Genomic DNA, 20,458 nt, shown 5'->3' on the forward strand with positions numbered 1-20,458 from the left:
ATTAACGCTATTCTTCGGATTGAATAATGAAATACAAAAGCAACAAAGGGTTTAGCCACTCTCAAGCAGACAAGATTGGAGTATTGATTACCAACTTGGGCACGCCTGAAAGCCCAACAGCGGGAGCGCTTCGTCCTTACTTAAAAGAGTTCTTATCCGACCCCCGTGTTGTTGAAGTACCGAGGTTGCTTTGGTGGTTTATTTTAAACGGTATTATTCTGAATATCCGTCCAAAGCGTTCGGCCGAAGCTTATTCAACCGTATGGACCGATGAAGGTTCACCACTGCTCACGATTACTAAAGCGCAGAGTTTAGCCTTGGCGGAAAAGTGCAAAGACGCCTATGGTGACGACGTAATCGTTGATTTTGCAATGCGTTACGGCAATCCGTCAGTAACTAGTGTACTAGATAACATGCTGGAAAAAGGCGTGCGTAAACTGGTCGTACTGCCACTGTATCCCCAGTACAGCGCATCTACTACAGGCTCTACTTTTGATGCGGTTGCAAAAGATTTCACCCAACGCAGATGGCTACCCGAACTTCGTTTTGTCAATAGCTATAACGACAGAGATGATTACATTGAGGCGCTGGCGGATAAGGTGCGGGCGCATTGGCTGGAACATGGGAAAGCACAGCTCTTGGTACTGTCATATCATGGCATTCCTAAACGTTATCTAATGAACGGTGACCCGTATCATTGTGAATGTCACAAAACCTCTCGTTTGGTTGCACAAAAGCTGGGATTGTCCCACGATGAATATATGACTACCTTTCAGTCCCGGTTTGGTCGAGAAGAGTGGTTGAAGCCTTATACCGATGAGACCTTGAAGGGTTTGCCGGAAAAAGGCATCAAATCAATACAAGTGATGTGTCCGGGCTTCTCCTCTGACTGCTTAGAAACTATCGAAGAGATTGGTGAAGAAAATCGCGAATACTTCATGGACGCAGGCGGTGAAAAGTACCAATATATCGATGCGTTAAACAGTGATGAAGCTCACATAGACATGCTTTTCTCTATTGTCAAAGACAATCTCCATGGCTGGCACGTGAGCAGTGATAACTCAAAACGCGCCGGTTTAGCGAATATGCTTGGTGCTTCAAATTAGAGAGGAATAATGCCATGGAAGCAAAGGCGCCCAAAGCGTTAAGAAAAGCTCAGCGACTCGCCAACTTGCTCGATACAGCAATCAAAGTGCCTTTTATTCCATTGCGCATTGGTCTCGATTCTATTGTCGGGTTGTTTCCCGTTGTAGGCGACGCGCTTATGTTACTCGTCTCTCTTAGGATAGTTTGGTTAGGGAAGTCACTGGGCATGCCTAAAGCGTTAGTCGCGCAAATGGTCCGCAACTCGGTTATTGATTTTATTCTGGGCTTTTTCCCCATCGTCGGAGATATCGTTGACGTATTCTTCAAAGCGAATCAAAAAAACGTCAGGATCATGGAGCGATGGTGGATTTCAAACAACAAAGCTGCCGTAGATGTCGCGACTCAGGAAAAGCTAAAAGCGTGGGAAGCCTCATTGGAATGAGCTGATCTTCCTATTAGCGCATCGAGTATAGTCTTACTAGTTCATAATTTTTTTCAAACCTTCCATGTTAGATAAAAGCGTAAAAAGCGGTTCGATTAGTACTGCTAATGTTTCTTCGCAAGAAATTGCTCGATTTGATGCATTGGCACACAGTTGGTGGGACCCAAATGGTAAGTATAAAACCGCACTGTCGTTTAACGCAGCCCGTTTGGGAGTTATTGAAAGTCAGATCCGCGGCAAGTTTGGCTTGTCCGACAACGAAGCGCTGACTGATATTAGCGTGGTAGATATAGGAAGCGGCGGCGGGCTTATCAGTGAACCGCTAGCACTTCAAGGTGCAAAGGTGACAGGTATCGACGCTTCAAGTGTGAGTGTTGAGGTGGCTAAACGCCATGCATTGATGACCGGAGCGGAAGTCACTTACCGGCATATGCTTGCTGAGGAATTAGTTGCCGAGAAAACTCAATTCGACGTAGTCATCAATGCGGAGGTCGTCGAGCATGTACCTGACCAAGAGGCACTGATTAAGCAATGCGCTTCTTTGGTAAAGCCAGGTGGCATGCTGGTACTAGCAACGCTCAATAGAACGTGGCTAAGTTACCTCATTGCTATTGTTGGAGCAGAGTATGTCCTAAGGTATTTGCCAATAGGCACTCATGATTGGAAGAAATTCGTCAAGCCCAGTGAACTTCAACAGTGGCTTCCCAATAACTTCGTACTACGTCATCAAACGGGTATGTCACTGAACCCTTTATCAGGGCAATGGAAGCTCACATCAGGCGTTCCCGTGAATTATTTGATGTGCTTTGAACACGTAGACTAGTTCCTTTTCAATTCTCCGTACTGCTGCGCGGGATACAACCATCATCCATTCTGATAGTTTTCTGTGGGAGATGGTGATTTGTTATTCTATTCGTTGGCGCTTAGTCTGCTATCTTGATGTTTGTTAATTGAATGTTAAGGTGTGCTTGCATGAAAATCTATGAAACACGTACCGCCCCAAACCCTCGCAGAGTAAGAATGTTTCTCGCCGAAAAAGGGATCGACGTTGATTATGTTCAGGTTGATATTCAAAGTGGTGAAAACCTCTCGAAAGAGATGCGCAAAAAGAACCCCATTGGAAAGATTCCGATCCTTGAACTAGATGATGGCACATGTATCGCGGAAACTGACGCTATCTGCACTTATTTTGAATCTATTCAACCGGAGCCACCACTCATGGGTACTTCACCCATAGAGAAAGCAACAATCTCAATGTGGCAACGGCAAGTTGAGTTTGCCTTCATGCTGCAAATTGGTATGTGCTTTCAACACTCCACCGGCTATTTTAAAGACCGCATGGTTCCCGTTCCAGAATACGGCAAGCAAGCCGGCATCAATGCGGCTAAATATATGTCTATTCTTGAGCGCCGACTAGGTGAGTCTGAGTTTATTGCCGGAGATCAGTTTACCATTGCTGACATTACCGCATTGTGTTCTATGGACTTTGCAAGGGTAGTCAATATTCGCATGAAGGACGAGCAGGTTAATTTACAACGCTGGTATGAGAATGTGAGTAGCAGAGCGAGTGCAAAAGCCTAATGATAGATTTATACACAGCAGCTACCCCTAACGGGTGGAAAGCGTCGGTGGCCCTTGAAGAAATGGGGCTGGAATATAAGGTTCATGCCGTAAACCTGATGAAGGGAGAACAAAAGACCGCTGACTTTTTAGCGATGAATCCCAATGGGCGTATTCCCGTGATAGTCGATCATGATGTTGAAGATGGTCACACCGTCTTTGAGTCTGGTGCAATCATGTTGTATCTGGCCGAAAAAACTGGGTTATTTATGCCTAACTCCGTCACCGGTCGCAGTAAAGTCACCCAATGGCTGATGTTTCAAATGGGCGGTGTTGGGCCAATGATGGGACAGGCGAATGTGTTTTATCGTTACCTCGAAGAAAAGATCCCCATCGCCATCGATCGCTACCAAAATGAGGTGCGCCGTTTATTCACTGTGTTAGATGGTCATTTAGCTAAGCACGAATACTTGGTTGATGATTATAGTATTGCTGATATGGCGAATTGGTGTTGGGTACGGACCTATGAATGGTCTGGCGCGAGTATTGATGGGCTTGACCACTTAAAACGTTGGAAAAATAGTATTGAGGCAAGGCCAGCTGCTCGTCGAGGGGTAGAAGTGCCGAATAAAATAGACAAAGAAGCGTTGCTGAAAGGCGCCAGTAAAGTGGTAACCCGTTAACGCTTATCGTGATAGGTGGTGCAATTGCACCACCTAACCTATATACGAGCTAGTCTCTCCAGCGTTTGGTGAGGTCGTCATAGGCATCGATACGACGGTCTCGGAAGTAGGGCCAAATGCGCTTCACTTGTTCGGTGCGAGACATATCAAGAGTAACGGATAATGTGGCTTCTTCACCTGCTTCGGCTTTGGCAAGAATCTCTCCCTGCGGCCCTGCGATAAAGCTCTGTCCCCAAAATTCAATGCCGGGATCTCCATCTACGGGTGATGCTTCAAAGCCTGTGCGGTTCGCCACAATAACAGGCACCGAATTGGCTACCGCATGAGCGCGCTGCACTGTTTCCCATGCGCCATGTTGTCGTGCACGTTCCTCGGGCGTATCTGTCATATCCCAGCCAATGGCAGTAGGGTAGAAGAGAATATCCGCTCCTGCCATCGCCATTAATCTTGCGGCTTCTGGATACCATTGGTCCCAACATACCAGCACACCGAGCTTACCAACGCTAGTGTCTATAGGAGTAAATCCCATGTCTCCTGGGGTAAAGTAGAACTTTTCATAAAAACCGGGATCGTCAGGGATATGCATTTTCCGATACTTCCCTGCAATCTCTTTAGTACGGTCGAACACTACAGCGGTATTGTGATAGAGCCCTGAGCCTCGCTTCTCAAACAACGAGGTGACCAGTACGATGTTATGCTTTTCTGCCAGCGCTCCGAAGTATTCTGTCGCTTCTCCAGGAATGGGTTCAGCAAGATCAAAAACGCCAGTATCTTCTTGTTGGCAGAAATAAAGCGTACTGTGCAGCTCTTGAAGTAAAACGCACTCGCACCCTTGTTCTGCAAGTTCAGCAATGCGGTTGGCACTCTTTTGCCAATTTTCTAATTTGTTGTTGCTGGCAACCGATTGTTGAACTAAACCAATGTTAAGGCTTGATGGTCGCATGTATGCTAACTCCTTGATTAAGGCAAGACAGTGTTTCAGAGGTTAATGTATTTTTAGGGACTTGCATCGAAATACAGTGCAAGCTCCCGTATTGTTGCACGAGTACCGAGCAATCCACCGGAACTACATTAAAGTGTGGATAAGCCTCTTTCACTGTACTAATTGCTTCTGCGTCTTCTGGCTGCCCGTAAACAGGAAGCAGTACGTTACCGTTACAAATAAGGTAGTTAGCGTAAGACGCGGGTAGACGGTCACCGTCTTCACTCTCAATGAAAGGCAAGGGTAAGTGGAATTGACGGTGTTCGGGTAACTTTTCTGTGCATTCTTGGCTTAATGCCTCAAGACCTGCAAAGTGACTGTCATCTTTGCGGTTCTTCGCCCCTTGGAGTACTAAACCAGTGTTAGGAGTAAACCTCACTAAGGTATCTATGTGGCCGTCTGTATCGTCACCTTCTAAGTGACCATGCTCAAAAATGATAACCTTGCTACAGCCCAACGATGCTGAAAACAATTCTGCATAAGCTTCCAACGACAAGTCGCCATTTCGCTTGGGATTGGTCAAACACAGTTTGGTGCTGAGTAGTACGCCATTGCCATCAATCTCCAGCGCACCACCTTCCGCCACCAAGCTGATGGATGTCAAAGGCTGTTTGCACAGTGATGACAAATAACGAGAATTAACTTGGTTGTCAGCGCAAGCGTCAAATTTATCTCCCCATCCATTAAATGTAAACTCGACGGGGTGCCCCAAACCTTTTTCATCATTGACGGTTAAAAAACCATAGTCTCGAACCCAGGTATCATTGAAGTCGGCCGATACTATCAGTACGCGTGCATCATCCGATAGTTGTGAGGGAACACTTTCGATATCGTCTTTTGAACACAGCAATATAACGCCAGCACTTGCATTGTTTATCGCTTGGATGAGGTCGAGGTAGGTTTGTCTTGCTTTTGCTAGCCATGGGGCCCAGTCAGTGCCACTGTGGGGCCAAGCAAGAATTACGGCATCAATATCTGCCCATTCAGGAGCTAACCGCTTTTGTGTGTGCATTGGGTGTCTCTGCGTACTAAAACGCTAATTATAGCGAGTCACCCAAGCACCACCAATATCTAAATGTTCGAATATTACATTGGGAATGTTATTTCAGGTTACGGCCGCCGTTAAGGTGTACAGTTTGACCAGTGATATACGTACTGTTGAATAAGAAGTGCATCGCATTTACTGCCTCAATAGCGCCGGGCTCATTTTCAAGCAACGACTTCTTCAAGGCTTTCTTCTTGTATGCCTCGTCATCTCCTTCATTAAACATCAATAGGGCAGGAGCAATGCTATTTACTTTTACTTTGGGCGCGAGTTGTTGCGCAAAAGATAGGGTGAGGTTATGCAATGCCGCCTTACTAGCTGCGTATGCCATGTGCTTTGCGCTTCCTGTATCTTGTACATAATCAGTCATATGTATGATATCAGCAGGGCCTTCTCTTTCAGTCAGTGCACCAGTTAACGCTCTGTTGATTCGATACGGGGCCGTGGCGTGAATTGTCATCATGGCATCCATCAGTGCGTGATCATCCACTCCATCACTCTCTTTTGCCCAATCTGAAGCGTTATGAATAATAGCGCGATAGCTTTTACTGATTGCCTTAATCTCTACAATTGCTCGATCAATACCTGACTGAGTGCTAAAATCAGCGCAAATAGCGGTCGCTCCTTTAGAAATGAGCGATTCAACTGCGGGTTTGTGAGTTCTGTAAGTGAAGACAACAGGCTTACCTAGTGCGAGTAAGCTCTCTGCCATTGCAAGTCCGATGCGTTGACTGGCACCAGTGATTAAGACAGGGAACGACATACAACAACCTTTAAGCAAAAAATTTTGCTTATTGTGACAGACCCACTGTATTCAGCAATAGCATTAAACAAATGTAAATTTGCAGTCCAACAAATCTAAAAAGGCATGATGGACCGTATACCCTACATCAGTAGTTACAACAGGTTAAACGAATGTTAGCGAAAGAAGCGGTTATCGTGCGCGATGCACTAGAACCTTCATTATCCGAATCTGCGATTTTAGTTAGGAAAGCACTAGAAGAAGCTGGGCTAGAAACTCCTATGGTTTCGAACGGCCTATCTGACGAACAAAAGCGTCAGAAGATCGAAGCTTCTATGCTAGACATTATGACTACGTTGGGTTTGGACCTAACTGATGACAGTCTGTGTGATACACCCAGACGAATCGCGAAAATGTACGTCAACGAGATTTTTAGTGGTTTGGACTATCGCAATTTTCCAAAGATAACTCAAATCGAAAACAAGATGAAAATTGCGGAGCCTGTGCAAGTGAGCGACATTAGCTTAACGAGTACCTGCGAGCATCATTTTGTAACTATCGACGGCACGGCAACCGTATCTTATATTCCCAAGGATACGGTCATCGGCTTGTCTAAATTGAATAGGCTAGTGAGCTTCTTTGCTCAACGTCCTCAAGTTCAAGAGCGTTTAACGCAACAAGTATTAGTAGCGATACAGGCATTGGCTGGAACGGAAGATGTAGCGGTAACTATCAATGCTACACACTATTGTGTTAAGGCCAGAGGGATAAAAGATACTAATTCGTTCACACGAACATCAGCGCTTGGTGGACAATTTCTTACCGACAAAGACTTAAGAAGAGAGTTTTTTGCGTAAGTATCGAATAATGCGACGCACTATTTCACTTGTGCGTCGTACTCGTACTCGTCTATTACAAGATTAATTGCACCCTCAACACCATCCGCCGCCGTAAGCATCAGTGGCTTATCACAGCAGTCGCACTTCTCAATCTGTTCCTGATACATATCACGAATCATGTTTAGCGCAAATTCGTTTACTGCGCCGCAATACGGGCACAGATACTCTAATTTATCATTAGTTTTCATTTTTAATCCGTAGATGTATTCGTCGCCACTTCCGTTCGGCGAGCACAAAAAATGTCGGTGGCACAAACCCCCTCGATATGGCTTGAATTATAGTCAAAGATGAAGAAAATGCGGGTGAAAATTACGCAACGTGCGCTAGAGCACTGAAACTTATAACGAAATAGTAGTGAATTTTATTATTTTCTTATATGGGATTTGTTGAGTCCGTGAATTAGACTCGTTATTAGCGTCTAGAATCGTCGCTCACTATGATATACTTCCAGTCCAAGTAGGGCCTTTGTTTATCCGTAAAAACGAAGGCTTAAATTTGGTTAGAGAAATTACAGAGAGACTGTCAGTTTATGCAATCCTTAACTATCGTAACTCCAGATGATTGGCACTTACACTTCCGCGACAACGAGATGTTGGCCGAAACCGTTCCCGCAACGGCTCGTTGTTTTCAGCGCGCCATTGTAATGCCAAATTTGGTCCCGCCGGTGGTTAACGCTGAAATGGCAATGGCATATAAAAGTCGTATCGAGGCTGCCAGACCTGAAGGTAGTACATTCGAGCCGTTAATGACCTTATTTTTAACTAACACTACGACACCACAAGATATTGTCGACGCCAAAACCGCTGGGGTGACGGCATGTAAGCTCTATCCCGCAGGCGCCACGACAAATTCAGATGCAGCAGTTAAAGGTATCAAAGCCCTCTATCCTGTTTTTCAGGCAATGCAGGAACAAGGATTGCTACTGTTGATTCACGGTGAGGTCACAGAGCATCACATTGACATCTTTGACCGTGAGAAAGCGTTTATTGATACGCATCTGTCACACATTGTCGATGCGTTTCCAGATTTAAAAGTGGTTTTTGAACATATTACTACCGCCGATGCCGCTGAGTTTGTTAGCGGAGCAAACGATAAGGTCGGCGCAACAATTACACCGCAGCATTTATTACTCAATCGGAATGATTTGTTGGTTGGCGGTGTCAGACCTCACAATTATTGTTTACCCGTATTGAAGAGAAATACCCATCAAAAGGCATTACAAGATATGGTTGCTAGTGGCAATCCTAAGTTTTTCTTGGGCACTGACTCAGCGCCACATGCCAAACACAAAAAAGAGAACGCGTGCGGATGTGCGGGTTGTTATTCAGCGTGGTCTGCTATCGAGCTTTACGCTGAAATCTTCGATCAATTGGGTGTCATCGATAAACTTGAAGGGTTTGCGAGTCTGTATGGTCCAGACTTCTATGGCTTGCCTCGCAACACGACTACAACTACATTGATCAAAGAACCATGGCAGGTTCCAGATCAAGTAACGCTAGCGGATGGCACAGACATGGTACCATTCTATGCGGGGCAAACACTGCAGTGGAAACTCGAAAGCGCGTTTCAAAACGCTTAATACTTTGCATTTTACTGAGCCTGATTACTCTGCAGGCTCATGGAAATGCTAGTGCCCAGGGCCAGCCGGTTCTGGTTTCGCCATTGCCGGTTTTTGCTGAAGGTGATGAGGGTTTTTATTACAGCGCAGTAAGAGGCATTCTTGAAGAAGCAGACCTGACGCCAGAGTTTCTGACCTTGTCGTTCTCAGAACGTCTCATTCATGCCCAGCAGAAGAACAATACACTGACTGCCGGTATCGTCAGAACGCCCGAACGCGAAGACCAGTACTACTGGATCACTCCTCTGACGGCCAACTATGTGTCGTTCTTTACCACGACATCAGCGCTGGTGGAAAACAAAGTGCTTAGCCCTCGCGCTAACGTAGGTATTGTGAAGGGCGACTTTCGCGAGCACATTGCGATGGAGAATACCACTGAAGCGCAGCGGGTGTTTTATCCAGATTGGGCCGCTGTGGTTGAAGGGATTTTAGCCAAGGAAGTTGACGGAACTTTCTTTAATGCAGCGGGTTTAAAACTTATTTGCGAGCAAGCCACCCTTGATTGTTCCAGTATTGTGTCCACTGAACAGTATGGCTTGTTCTATGGTTACTTAGCTCTCCCTCGAACACCTGAGAATGCTGCATTGGCTGAGCGATTATCGTTGGCTGCGCCTGAATATAAGTCAAAGGCGGAGTTCTCCCAATTAGCCCAACGCACAGTGTCAGTGTTACAAGAGCACGGTTTGAACGCGAGTGTGTCTTACGGTGTATTGAGCTTTTCTGGAGAGTTGAATGCAGATACCAGCGATTTATGGGTGATTGCCGACATAGTTCCGTTTTTTAGTTACTTGGGCGAGCACGGCACGGTAAATGGTATAGCTGCCGACTTAGTAAGAGCGGTATTAACCCAAGCGGGAATGTCATCGAGAATGTTGACAGCACCAAGAGAGCGAATTGTAAAAGAAGCGCAATCTAAGTCGAACGTGGTCGCTTATGCAATCGCGCTTACACCAGAGCGCGAGCCCATTTTTGATTGGATTACCCCTATATCTCGAAACTTGCATGGTTTGTATGGTGTGGGCAAGGAGCGCTATTCGTCATTCGATGAACTACCAAAAACATTGCGTATTGGTACTCGGTATCAAGACTACCGAACCACAGTCGCTGAAAATGCGGGCTTTCAAGTGACTACCTACACGTCGTGGCATACATTGATGCAGGCGTTGTTAAATGGCGATATTGATGCAGCTTTTGCCTCTCAAGGGGCCGTCGGATTTGGTTGTGAGTCACTCCGCGATTCCTGTGAATCCGTGGAATTAGTAGCGCCATACAAAATAACAACCACCTACCTGGTGTTATCTAAGTCAGGCACATCTCCCATTGTAGCCGAGCAGCTCAAGCTCGCAGCAGTCGCTGTAAAAAGCAGTGAAGAATTTAGACAAACATCGCACGCATGGAGCGAGATGATGATGAATGAACACAATGTGATACACCACTTTGATAACGGGGTGGTCCACCTTTGGAAAAAACAGTAGTGAATGCAAAAACAATCAAAGACCTATCAATTAATAGTCAAATCTCTCGCGCTTTAGAAGCTCAAAAAATTTACGAGCTGTCAGAGATCCAATCGTTGTCACTACCTCACTCGCTGTCGGGTAAAGATGTCATAGGGCAGGCCCAGACTGGAAGTGGAAAAACCCTCTGCTTTGTTGTTCCTGCGCTCGAACTTATTGAACCCTCAGAGTTTTCTACCCAAGTGATCGTACTCTGTCCAACTCGAGAGCTAGCCGACCAAGTCGCAGAGCAGTTCCGTATGGCGGCAAAACATATTGGAAACATCAAAGTACTAACGCTGTGTGGCGGTCAGCCGATGGGCCCGCAGATTCAGTCGCTAAAACACGAAGCCCATGTGATTGTTGGGACTCCAGGGCGAGTCATGGATCACGTACAAAAACGTCGCCTATCTTTAGACAATGTCAAACTGCGTGTGTTGGACGAAGCTGATCGTATGTTAGATATGGGATTTGAGGATGACCTTAGGATTATCTTTTCACCTATTCCGAAACCGGTACAGACACTGTTGTTTTCAGCTACCTTTACCGATGAGATTGAGCGCATTGCTGGGCAATACCTCTCAACACCAGAAATCTGTAAAGTGGCATCAACAGAATCTAGTAAACCCAAAATTACACAATTGGGCTACAGTGTATTAGCGCATACTCGTTTACAAGCATTAAAAGCGGTACTGACCGAGCATCAACCTAAGAACGCCATCGTTTTTTGTAATCGCAGAGTTCAGGTAACAGAAGTCGTCGAATCACTGATTGATGAAGGTTTTAGCGCCGCGGGTTTGCAAGGCGATATGGAACAGCATGCGAGAACGGCGGTATTAACTCAATTTGCCAGCGATGCGTTGCAGGTGCTCGTAGCAACCGACGTAGCGGCCCGCGGACTGGATATTGATGACGTTGCTTGTGTGATTAACTACACAGTGAGTGAAGAACCAGAAACTCACATTCATCGCATTGGTAGAACCGCTCGCGCAGGTGCTCAGGGTATCGCTATTACTTTAGTAAGTGATGAAGATGAACACTTTTTGCGAAAAGTAGAGCTATTGCAAGCGTCAGATATCCCCTTAAAAGGTGCGCAGAGTTTACGTTTTCACAAAAATCGCATTAAACAGCCAGAGTTTACATGTATTGGTTTAAGCGCAGGTAAAAAGCAAAAACTACGTCCAGGTGATTTGGTCGGTGCCTTAACGAAAGACGCCGGAATACCGGGTGACGATTTGGGTAAAATTGCCGTACAAAACAGCCAAAGCTTCATTGCGGTCAAAACACGAAGTGTTAAGAAAGCAATGAACCAATTTCGTGAAGGTAAGATCAAGGGTAAGCGAGTAAGAGCAAGAAAGCTTTGATATCGCCAAATAATTCATACTGAAGAGAGAGTCTTATGACTGGAGAAACGGATTTAGCGAAGTTACTACAGGACTTAAAACCTGAGTTATCGAGTGACGATTTTGTATTTGTTAGTATTGCACCAGAACAACTTACTGAGTCGCTTATTCTTGACGTCAAATGTATGTATCGCGAAGTTGAGGGTGTAACTTTGGTGATGACCGCGGATGCTTTACGTCGTCACAAAACTGAGGGGCTGGCTTGCGAGTCTGCCGCGCCATCGTATAAGTGTATCACTTGTAAGGTGCACTCAAGTCTTGAGGCTGTTGGGATGACAGCAGCGATTGCTAGCGTACTGGCTACCTCAGGTATTAGTGCCAATGTGGTAGCCGCTTACTACCACGACCATATTTTTGTACCCAGCGAGCGGGCAGAAGAAGCATGTCGTTTGCTAACATCTTTAGGGACGATGGAATTGCAGCTATAGGCCCCACGCCCTTGTGTAGTTATTGAGAAATCACATCAACCATTAAGCTGAACGATCCAGCCTGTTTATCTGAGAGAAGAAATCCAACACTGTTTACATCTTCATACTTTAAAGGCGGAGCGCCAACGACTGCTCTGCCCCTAAACACAGGTTCAAAGTCAGTAGGTGCGAAATCGATGGTTTGCCACGTGTTATTGGTCGTAAATTTCGCGCTGTACGCAATACCATTGGCCTTGTTTGTTTTAAGACGAAGTTGATAGGTTTTGCCATCGCCCTTAATACGAATTTGCAGTGGCCTTTTGTTGGTTAAACCCAGTATTTGACTGCATCTGGAAATACTTACAAAACCGCCGTTATTCTCTAATCGCATTGTACCGAAGAAATGCATCGCATTATTTTCTAGTATTGCGTCAGACTGCGAGACGCCACCCATTACTGTGTCGTTGGCAATTCGCCAACACTGAGTGTCATTTGCTAATGACAGCAAAAAATATTCTGATGATTTTGAAGGTGTGTGGGTTAGCACAAGAGCCAGCGCGAATAGTAACTTTTTCATGTTAGTTACTATGAAAAAAGAACAAAAATAGATCCTTCAGAGATAAAAAAAGCGGCCAACGGCCGCTTCTCTGCTATGCGTGAAGACTTACCAGATTTTTACCCGTTCTTCAGGCGCTAGGTATAGTGCGTCTTCGGTCGATACATTAAATGCATCGTAAAATTCAGGCACATTTCGCACCGAGCCATTGGCGCGGAATTTACCCGGAGAGTGGCTGTCAGTCTGAATTTGGCTGCGAAGTGCTTCATCGCGGTATTTACCTGCCCACACTTGGCCAAAACCAATAAATACTCGTTGATCACCCGTAAAACCATCCATGACTGGTGCTTCTTTGCCTTCTAGTGATAAGTGATATGCTTTAAGTGCAATACTGATACCGCCCAAATCACCAATGTTCTCACCCAGCGTGTACTCACCATTCACGTAGAGATCCGGCAGTGCTTCGAACTGATTGTACTGAGCAATAAGGTCGGCAGTACGGGCTTCAAATTCGGCACGATCTTCATCTTTCCACCAATTACGTAAAACGCCGTCACCGTCGAAAGTAGAGCCTGAATCATCAAAACCGTGACCAATTTCGTGGCCAATAACTGCGCCAATTCCACCGTAATTAACGGCGTCTTCTGCGTTCATATCGAAGAACGGAGGCTGCAAAATTGCCGCTGGGAATACAATTTCGTTCAAAGGTGGGTTGTAGTATGCGTTAACCGTTTGCGGTGTCATTGCCCACTCATGCGTCCACACAGGGCCACCTTGTTTCTTAAGTGACTCTTCGTAAAGCACATCAGCTGAACGTTTAAGGTTACCGAATAAATCAGATGCATCCACACTTAGCGCTGAATAATCACGCCATTGGTCTGGGTAACCAATTTTGACTTTAAATTTAGATAGCTTATCCAGCGCTTGAGCACGAGTTTCTTCTGTCATCCAATCGAGTTGCTCAATACTGTCTCGATACGCAAGAATGAGGTTATTCACCATCTCCATCATGCGAGCTTTGGCTTCCGGTGGGAAATGCTGCTTAACGTAGACTTTACCAATTAGCTCACCCACGTGTGCATTGGACAGGTTAACTGCACGGCGCCATTGAGGCTCTTGCTCCTCTACACCGCGAAGTACTTTACTGTAAAAGTTGAAGTTTGCTTGATCCAACTCCTCGGTAAGGCGAGAAGCCGTAGCATTTAATACGCCCCATTTAAGGAAGGTTTTCCAATCGTCTAGTGAAGTCGAAGCAATTACACCATCAATGTTACGCATAAAGTCGAGTTGTAGGATACCTAAGTTTGGTAACTCGCTCAGCTCGGCTTGTGCCAAGTATGCTGCCCAATCGAAGTTAGGCATTAACTCGGTAAGCTCCTCAATGGTTAGCTTGTTATAGTTTGCGGCAAAGTTACGCGTGAGTTCCTTAGGCATATGAAGCTCGGCAATTTGCGCTTCTAATGCATAAAGCATGGTCGCGCTTTCTGCAGGATTATCGAAGCCAGCAATGGTAAACATGGTTTCAATATGCTTCACGTATGCGTCACGAATGGTTTGCGACGCTTCATCGTCTTTGAAATAGTAATCGCGTTCTGGAAGACCCAGACCTCCTTGCCAAGTGTATAGTAAATACTCTTGGGGTGACTTTAAGTCAGGGTACTGAGTAAGAGAAAACGGAGAGCCAAACCCATAACGAGCAGAATATGCAAAGTAGGCAGCTAGTTCGCTGTAGCTAGAGATTGCATCAATGCGCTCTAGTTCCGGTGCCAAAGGTGTTACACCCAACGCATTGCGGGTTTCCATATCCATGTAGGCACGATAAAAATCACCTACTTTTTGCTCGTCACTTCCCGCAGCAAAATCACCCTCTGCAGAAGACTTAATAATGTCCATCACATGATCTTGAGCTTCATCGCGAAGCACAATAAACGAGCCATAGCTCGATTTGTCTGCGGGAATTTCAAAGTTATCGACCCAAGTACCATTCACGTACTGGAAGAAATCGTCTCCCGGCTTAACTGAAAGATCCATGTTGTCAGTCATGATACCTGACTTAAGCGCAACCTGTTCGGCGCTCGCTTCAGGTGCTGATTGAGTGCTAGACTCATTTGTTGTGCTTTGAGGGCTGCATGCTGTAAGCGCAAGCGCTACGCTTAGACCAAGTACACTTCGTAACATTGTTTGTCGTTCCTTTTCTAATTATGTAAGACAGAATCTCGTATCTTTTTTCTATCACGAGTCTAGTGGTAGAAAAAGTATTTATAGTGGAAATTCACAGGTTGTAACAACTTAAGCTCGAGCTTTAGATATAGTTGTCACAGCGAATTTAGTAAAACCCCTTTTTTGTAGCGAGGACCACATGCCAAATTACAGTGAAATTTCACCTTGTGACTACGCCGATGCACTACCGAGAGAGCAATTCATGGATTACGCTATCAAACCACTTTGGGACGGTATCCCACGGGTTAGTGGACCAGCATTCACTGTTAAATGTGAGCCAGGGGATCATTTAATGCTTCATGCTGCTATTTATCGCGCTAACCCAGGGGATATTATTGTGGTCGAAGCCGATGATAAATTTGCTGTAGCAGGCGGCAACGTTTGCGCAATTGCACAACAGCGAGGCATTAAAGCTTTTGTCGTTGATGGTGTAATTCGAGACTTAGCAGAAACCAGAGAAAATGCATTTCCAGTATTTGCTCGTGGTGTTGTACCCAAGCCTGGCGCAAAAAAGTGTATTGCACCTCTAAATCAACCTATTCGATGCGGCGGTGTGAAGGTCAATGCGGGTGATATTGTGGTTGCTGATGAGGAGGGCATTGCGGTCATTCCAAAAGCCGAGGCACGACAAGCCTATGAGGTTGCCAAAGCCAGAGCACAAAAAGATGCTTCAATGACGCTAGAACAGTGGCAAGCCAATCACTTCAACAATGTGGAAGGGATACTCGATAGACTCGGTTTTGAGGACTGAATTCTCGATCAATTAGGCGCTGATTGATAATTCAGCGCCTAGTTTCAACTTTAACTACTAATATAACCATGCGTAGCTGAATTTCATGAAGACTGTTTGTTCCGTACGAAGCAGTCCTGGGTTATTGTCGTCTGCAAATGCCGAGTCACCATACCCTATAAATAGACGAGAAAGTGGGTTTATCATGTATGAGTAAACCAACTGAGTTCCCAGGTTACGGTCGGTAGCATCAACGTCGATAAGATAGTTGCTGGTGTTTCTCTCAACATCAGAGTAAATCAGCGCAAGACGAATGAATTGTTTAGCGGAGAACTGATAACTCAAGCGCAGGTCTGTAAGGTTCGCGGTAAAAAGCTCTTCGTTGTCTACATCCATTCGAACATATTCGTGAGCCAGTGTAGCCTCAAGGTGGGTTCCCAAGTTTAAGGAAATGGCTGGCTCAACAACAATGCGGTCACCCAAGCGATTGTTAATGAGGTCGATTCGGTCACCAATATTAATGAAGTTTTCGAAGTAGATCGTTTTGTTTGGCTGAGCTTCGAAATAAAAAGATATCTGCTCTTCCACAAAGCGAGTTGTGTTTCCGTCGATAGCCAAAGAGGAGCGGTCTTGACGCAAACCTACCGTATCTCGTTTAACCCATTGTAAATTAAAGTAAGACTGATAGGCGGCACTAAGCTCAATTTGCGCCTGCACTTCTCGTTCAATAAGTTCACCGTCATCATTATGGGTAATATCCCAATCACCGCCAAACTCAAACCGATTCCACCATGAATTTTCATTCCACCAAACGTAACCGCCACCGATAACATCTTTATGTCGGTCAACTTGGCTTTCAAACCCAAGGTCGGCACGAAAATCAGCGTCTATACTCTCGCGTATTGCCGTAAAGTACCATTCACGCTCTTCGTGACGATAGTCTATGCGATACGTACCACCTGTGAATGCGTCATCTTGCTTGGTGCGTAACGCGATTTCATTGAAGTCATCAGCATTGCTACAGTCGTTATTACAAAAGTCGGTGAAAAGGGGTTCTGGATATTCGGTTTCAGAACCCAACACTTGTATACGCAATGTATCGCTGGGAGTGATTTGATAACGAGTATCTAAACCAGTAACTAGGTTGTGATAGTTGTCTGACTTACGGGCAGTAAGTACAGTACCAATAGATAAGTCGTCGGAAATGTCGTAGCGATACCTCGCTGCCATATTAGTACTTTCATCGTCAATGCGGGCAACGCTAGAGCGTAAGTTCCCAGGTACTAAAAACGTCGTACTTTCATCATTAGCGACCAACAATCCAAAAGTGTGGTTGTTGACTCGACCGGTAAGCTTGGTGCCTATGTCGGGGGCGCCGATGTTTCTGGTGTATACAAGATCATAGGGCGTACTAAAAAAGTCTGCATTTTCAAGGAAGAACGGACGTTGTTCGGGGAAAAATAACGCAAAGGGATTATTGACTGCCAATTGACCGCCATCGGCCTCCACTTGAGAGAAATCAGGGTTAATGGTGGCTTGGAGCATCATGTCTGAGGAAATCCCCCAATTAATATCAACACCTACCTCTTGGTTGTTCTGGTAGTCCCAATTTTCTGGAGTACTAGGGCTTCGCGTTCTAGCAACTGCGGCAACACCATAGGGTGTAATAGACAAGTTCTTACCTTGTTTTGCTGATGCAAAACCCTCAATGTCACCCATTTGGCAAAGCGTACATGCGTTGTTTCTGTCTACTGGCATATTGGAAATACGCAGATTGTTTTCTCTCGGGAAAAAACGAACAAATTCAGCACGCCATTGTTTCGGGCCATCGCTATCAACAAAGTTTAGAATGCGATAGGGAAGTACCATTTCCACTGTGTAGCCCGACTCGGTAATTTGCGCCGCTGAGTCCCAAATAGCATTCCAGCTCGTGCTTTCGCTGCGGGTCATTTCGTTCTCGATGGCGTCGATTTGAATACCGTTTGGGTTGACAAAAAACTGGTACGACAATCTGCTATCGCCAAAAGAGTCCAGCTTTAGACCCACAACATCATTGTCCCACACTCTGTCTCTGTCTCGGAACATGGCGCGGATGAGTTCTGGGTTGTTATCTTGTGCGTCAAAGGCAATGTAAATAGCTTCGCCGTTTTCGAAAATACGGGCTGTAGTTTTTACCGGTGGCGTAGTGTTCTCGAAGGGGCGAGTTACATAGCCCAAGGTGATTTCGTGAGCCTGTTGCCAAACGTCTTCATCGAGCACGCCATCTAGGGTAATCGATTCTTGTATGTTGGGGACGTGAATCTTTCCTGATTCTGGCGTGTGGCTATCCTCAGTTGATTGAGCAGCACTGGTAGACATAACACCCAATGAGAAAAGCGCGCTAATAAATAAACGTTTGATCACACTGACTTCCATGAAGATAAATTTGATTGATTTTTGAGCCGGCGCATTATGCAGCAATTCCCTACAGGTAAAAAGTATATTAGTCGCAGCCACTTGGGGACTTAACGAATAAATCTAGTGCTTACTCATATGCTTGTCATTTATTCGTGTAGAATATTGCCAAAATGCAGTTAAGCTCAGGCAACACGAGATATACATGTTTTCCTTTTTCGAAAAGCTCACCCAACCCTTTCCAGATAAAAAGCCAGCGCAACCACCCACGGGTATCGTTGCCTTCTGTAAGTATTACACAGAGGGCATGTGGGGAGTCATTCTGACTGTTTCGTTGCTTAGCGCAACGGTAGCCATTCTAGAAGTCGCGCTTTTCGGTTTTTTGGGTGAACTGGTGGATTTGTTCGCTCAATATAATCGAGAAGATTTTTTGAGTGAAAACAAGTGGACACTCATCGGCATGGGCCTAACGGTAGTCGTGTTTATTCCACTCTTTGTACTGCTGCGTTCGTTATTCTCCCGTCAGTCCCTCATGGGTAACTACCCAATGCGTATTCGTTGGCAGGCCCATCGCTATTTGCTAGGGCAAAGTCTAGCCTTCTTCCACAATGAATTCGCAGGTAGGGTCGCGACCAAGGTTATGCAAACCGCGCTATCTGTTCGAGAGACAGTCACTAAAGTACTAGACCTATTGGTATACGTGAGTGTGTACTTTATCTCTGTGGTTGTACTTGTCATGAGTACAGATTGGCGCTTGGCTATGCCATTAGTGATTTGGTTGTTTGTTTATTTAGGCATCCTGCGGGTGCTTGTGCCAAAGCTCAAAGAGGTATCGCAGAAGCAAGCCGATGCCAGATCATTGATGACGGGACGTATTGTCGATAGCTACACCAATATCACCACAGTAAAGCTATTCTCACATAGCAGACGGGAAGCCGATTATGCCAAAGAGAGCATGGACGGATTTTTAAAGACGGTTTACCCGCAAATGCGATTGGTGACTGTACTCGAATTTTGTGTAGAGATGGCGAATGCAATCTTAATATTTGCTGTGGGTGCTATGTCTATCTACCTATGGCTGCAAAACAGTATTTCTCCTGGCGATATCGCCATAGCAATTAGTCTTTGTTTGCGTTTAAACGGCATGTCTCATTGGATCATGTGGGAAGTGTCGGGGTTGTTCGAAAATCTGGGAACCGTGCAAGATGGTATGAACACACTAGCCAAGCCCATCTCGGTAAAAGATCGTCCTGAAGCGCCGTCCGTGAACGTATCTAAAGGTGCAATTTCCTTTGACAAGGTGGACTTTTCCTATGCAGGGGCGAACAATCTACCCATCAAGGTGTTTGATAAGCTGAATGTAAGTATCAAAGCGGGTGAAAAAGTCGGACTCGTGGGACGTTCAGGGGCGGGCAAATCAACCTTAGTTAATCTTTTAATGCGTTTTTACGACATTCAGCATGGAAGCATATCAATTGACGGGCGTAAGATTGATGAAGTTGCACAAGAAAGCCTAAGAGCGAATATCAGTATGGTTACGCAAGATACTGCGCTGATGCATCGCTCTGTGCGAGATAACATTCTTTACGGTAGAACGGACGCGTCAGAAGCAGATATGATTCGGGCGGCTAAACAAGCCGAAGCCCATGAATTCATTCAGTCATTGACAGATAGTAAGGGACGCACTGGGTACGATGCTCACGTGGGTGAGCGAGGGGTAAAACTTTCAGGTGGTCAGCGCCAACGCATAGCCATTGCTCGTGTGTTATTAAAAGATGCACCCGTACTGGTACTGGACGAAGCCACATCCGCTCTGGATTCTGAGGTAGAAGCTGCTATTCAAACTTGCCTTGATACTGTAATGCAAGGCAAAACCGTACTCGCCATTGCTCACAGGCTTTCAACAATTGCTCAGATGGATCGTTTGCTTGTGTTAGACAAAGGCCAAATCGTTGAAGAAGGTACGCATAGTGAACTCATTGCCTACAACGGGATTTATGCCAAGCTTTGGGCGCATCAAACCGGTGGGTTTATTGGGCTAGAGTAGCGGGACAGGCAGACGACGCGTGATAAATAAACCCCTTGTAACTTGTTAGTGGTTAAGTATAATACGCGTCCCTCCCTTGCGATACCGCACTTTCCAACGAAAAGCAGCAATATTCCCAAGGGTAGTGTAAATAAAATTTGTTGAAAAACGC

Annotated in this window: 19 protein-coding genes; 12 read left to right on the plus strand and 7 right to left on the minus strand. The window is 45.6% G+C overall.

The window, feature by feature from the left end:
• The first annotated feature begins 26 nt into the window (after nt 1-26).
• The 5 genes from hemH (at nt 27) to EYS00_RS02120 (ending at nt 3,771) form a co-directional block, all read left to right on the plus strand.
• The gene (hemH, locus tag EYS00_RS02100; protein ID WP_130634913.1) at nt 27-1,106 is read left to right on the plus strand and encodes a ferrochelatase; all 1,080 of its coding nucleotides are present in this window, start codon (nt 27-29) and stop codon (nt 1,104-1,106) included.
• 14 nt (nt 1,107-1,120) lie between these two features.
• A complete protein-coding gene (locus EYS00_RS02105) occupies nt 1,121-1,528 on the plus strand; it encodes a DUF4112 domain-containing protein (RefSeq protein WP_130634914.1) in 408 nt (135 codons plus the stop codon).
• A gap of 64 nt (nt 1,529-1,592) precedes the next feature.
• Nucleotides 1,593-2,351 (plus strand): bifunctional 2-polyprenyl-6-hydroxyphenol methylase/3-demethylubiquinol 3-O-methyltransferase UbiG, encoded by a 759-nt coding sequence (gene ubiG, locus EYS00_RS02110; RefSeq protein ID WP_130634915.1) that lies wholly within the window; start codon nt 1,593-1,595, stop codon nt 2,349-2,351.
• A 149-nt stretch (nt 2,352-2,500) separates the two neighbouring features.
• The gene (locus EYS00_RS02115) at nt 2,501-3,109 is read left to right on the plus strand and encodes a glutathione S-transferase family protein (protein WP_130634916.1); all 609 of its coding nucleotides are present in this window, start codon (nt 2,501-2,503) and stop codon (nt 3,107-3,109) included.
• Nucleotides 3,109-3,771, plus strand: a complete 663-nt coding sequence (locus tag EYS00_RS02120) for a glutathione S-transferase family protein (RefSeq protein WP_130634917.1) — start codon at nt 3,109-3,111, stop codon at nt 3,769-3,771. Before EYS00_RS02115 ends, EYS00_RS02120 begins: the two co-directional genes overlap by 1 nt.
• A 49-nt stretch (nt 3,772-3,820) precedes the next feature.
• On the opposite strand, the gene EYS00_RS02125 is transcribed toward EYS00_RS02120, so the two are convergent.
• The 3 genes from EYS00_RS02125 to folM form a co-directional block, all read right to left on the minus strand.
• Entirely contained in the window at nt 3,821-4,714 is an 894-nt protein-coding gene (locus EYS00_RS02125; protein WP_130634918.1) for a carbon-nitrogen hydrolase, read from the minus strand.
• Nucleotides 4,695-5,765 carry an agmatine deiminase family protein gene (locus tag EYS00_RS02130; protein WP_130634919.1) on the minus strand — a complete coding sequence of 357 codons (1,071 nt, stop codon included), beginning with the start codon at nt 5,763-5,765 and terminating at the stop codon, nt 4,695-4,697. Before EYS00_RS02130 ends, EYS00_RS02125 begins: the two co-directional genes overlap by 20 nt.
• 88 nt (nt 5,766-5,853) lie before the next feature.
• On the minus strand, nt 5,854-6,561 hold the full coding sequence (gene folM, locus EYS00_RS02135) for a dihydromonapterin reductase (RefSeq protein WP_130634920.1): 708 nt from the start codon (nt 6,559-6,561) through the stop codon (nt 5,854-5,856).
• 152 nt (nt 6,562-6,713) lie between these two features.
• On the opposite strand from folM, the gene folE reads away from it, so the two are divergent.
• Nucleotides 6,714-7,397 (plus strand): GTP cyclohydrolase I FolE, encoded by a 684-nt coding sequence (gene folE / locus EYS00_RS02140; RefSeq protein ID WP_130634921.1) that lies wholly within the window; start codon nt 6,714-6,716, stop codon nt 7,395-7,397.
• Between the two features lie 20 nt (nt 7,398-7,417).
• Here folE and EYS00_RS02145 read toward each other — a convergent pair whose 3' ends face one another.
• Nucleotides 7,418-7,627: a CPXCG motif-containing cysteine-rich protein gene (locus EYS00_RS02145; RefSeq protein WP_130634922.1), complete on the minus strand. Its 210-nt coding sequence runs from the start codon at nt 7,625-7,627 to the stop codon at nt 7,418-7,420.
• 341 nt (nt 7,628-7,968) lie between these two features.
• Between EYS00_RS02145 and pyrC the strand changes: the two genes are divergently transcribed.
• Genes pyrC through EYS00_RS02165 form a run of 4 tightly spaced genes read left to right on the plus strand, consistent with a single transcriptional unit; the run spans nt 7,969 to nt 12,381 of the window.
• Nucleotides 7,969-9,018 (plus strand): dihydroorotase, encoded by a 1,050-nt coding sequence (gene pyrC / locus EYS00_RS02150; RefSeq protein WP_130634923.1) that lies wholly within the window; start codon nt 7,969-7,971, stop codon nt 9,016-9,018.
• Complete coding sequence (locus EYS00_RS02155) at nt 8,985-10,532, plus strand: ABC transporter substrate-binding protein (RefSeq protein WP_165399284.1); 1,548 nt, start codon at nt 8,985-8,987, stop codon at nt 10,530-10,532. Before pyrC ends, EYS00_RS02155 begins: the two co-directional genes overlap by 34 nt.
• The gene (dbpA, locus tag EYS00_RS02160) at nt 10,532-11,914 is read left to right on the plus strand and encodes an ATP-dependent RNA helicase DbpA (protein ID WP_130634925.1); all 1,383 of its coding nucleotides are present in this window, start codon (nt 10,532-10,534) and stop codon (nt 11,912-11,914) included. Before EYS00_RS02155 ends, dbpA begins: the two co-directional genes overlap by 1 nt.
• Nucleotides 11,915-11,949: 35 nt before the next feature.
• Nucleotides 11,950-12,381, plus strand: a complete 432-nt coding sequence (locus tag EYS00_RS02165) for an ACT domain-containing protein (protein ID WP_130634926.1) — start codon at nt 11,950-11,952, stop codon at nt 12,379-12,381.
• A gap of 19 nt (nt 12,382-12,400) precedes the next feature.
• Here the strand turns inward: EYS00_RS02165 and EYS00_RS02170 are convergent, their stop codons facing one another.
• A complete protein-coding gene (locus tag EYS00_RS02170) occupies nt 12,401-12,937 on the minus strand; it encodes a CIA30 family protein (RefSeq protein ID WP_130634927.1) in 537 nt (178 codons plus the stop codon).
• Between the two features lie 87 nt (nt 12,938-13,024).
• Nucleotides 13,025-15,094 carry a M13 family metallopeptidase gene (locus EYS00_RS02175; RefSeq protein WP_130634928.1) on the minus strand — a complete coding sequence of 690 codons (2,070 nt, stop codon included), beginning with the start codon at nt 15,092-15,094 and terminating at the stop codon, nt 13,025-13,027.
• A 181-nt stretch (nt 15,095-15,275) separates the two neighbouring features.
• On the opposite strand from EYS00_RS02175, the gene EYS00_RS02180 reads away from it, so the two are divergent.
• The gene (locus tag EYS00_RS02180) at nt 15,276-15,887 is read left to right on the plus strand and encodes an RraA family protein (RefSeq protein WP_130634929.1); all 612 of its coding nucleotides are present in this window, start codon (nt 15,276-15,278) and stop codon (nt 15,885-15,887) included.
• 57 nt (nt 15,888-15,944) lie between these two features.
• On the opposite strand, the gene EYS00_RS02185 is transcribed toward EYS00_RS02180, so the two are convergent.
• On the minus strand, nt 15,945-18,269 hold the full coding sequence (locus EYS00_RS02185; protein ID WP_242618618.1) for a carbohydrate binding family 9 domain-containing protein: 2,325 nt from the start codon (nt 18,267-18,269) through the stop codon (nt 15,945-15,947).
• 196 nt (nt 18,270-18,465) lie between these two features.
• On the opposite strand from EYS00_RS02185, the gene EYS00_RS02190 reads away from it, so the two are divergent.
• A complete protein-coding gene (locus EYS00_RS02190) occupies nt 18,466-20,307 on the plus strand; it encodes an ABC transporter ATP-binding protein (RefSeq protein WP_130634931.1) in 1,842 nt (613 codons plus the stop codon).
• Nucleotides 20,308-20,458: the final 151 nt, after the last annotated feature.

The sequence above is a fragment of the Alteromonas sp. KUL49 genome, from assembly GCF_006538345.1.
In the GTDB taxonomy this organism is placed as follows: domain Bacteria; phylum Pseudomonadota; class Gammaproteobacteria; order Enterobacterales; family Alteromonadaceae; genus Alteromonas.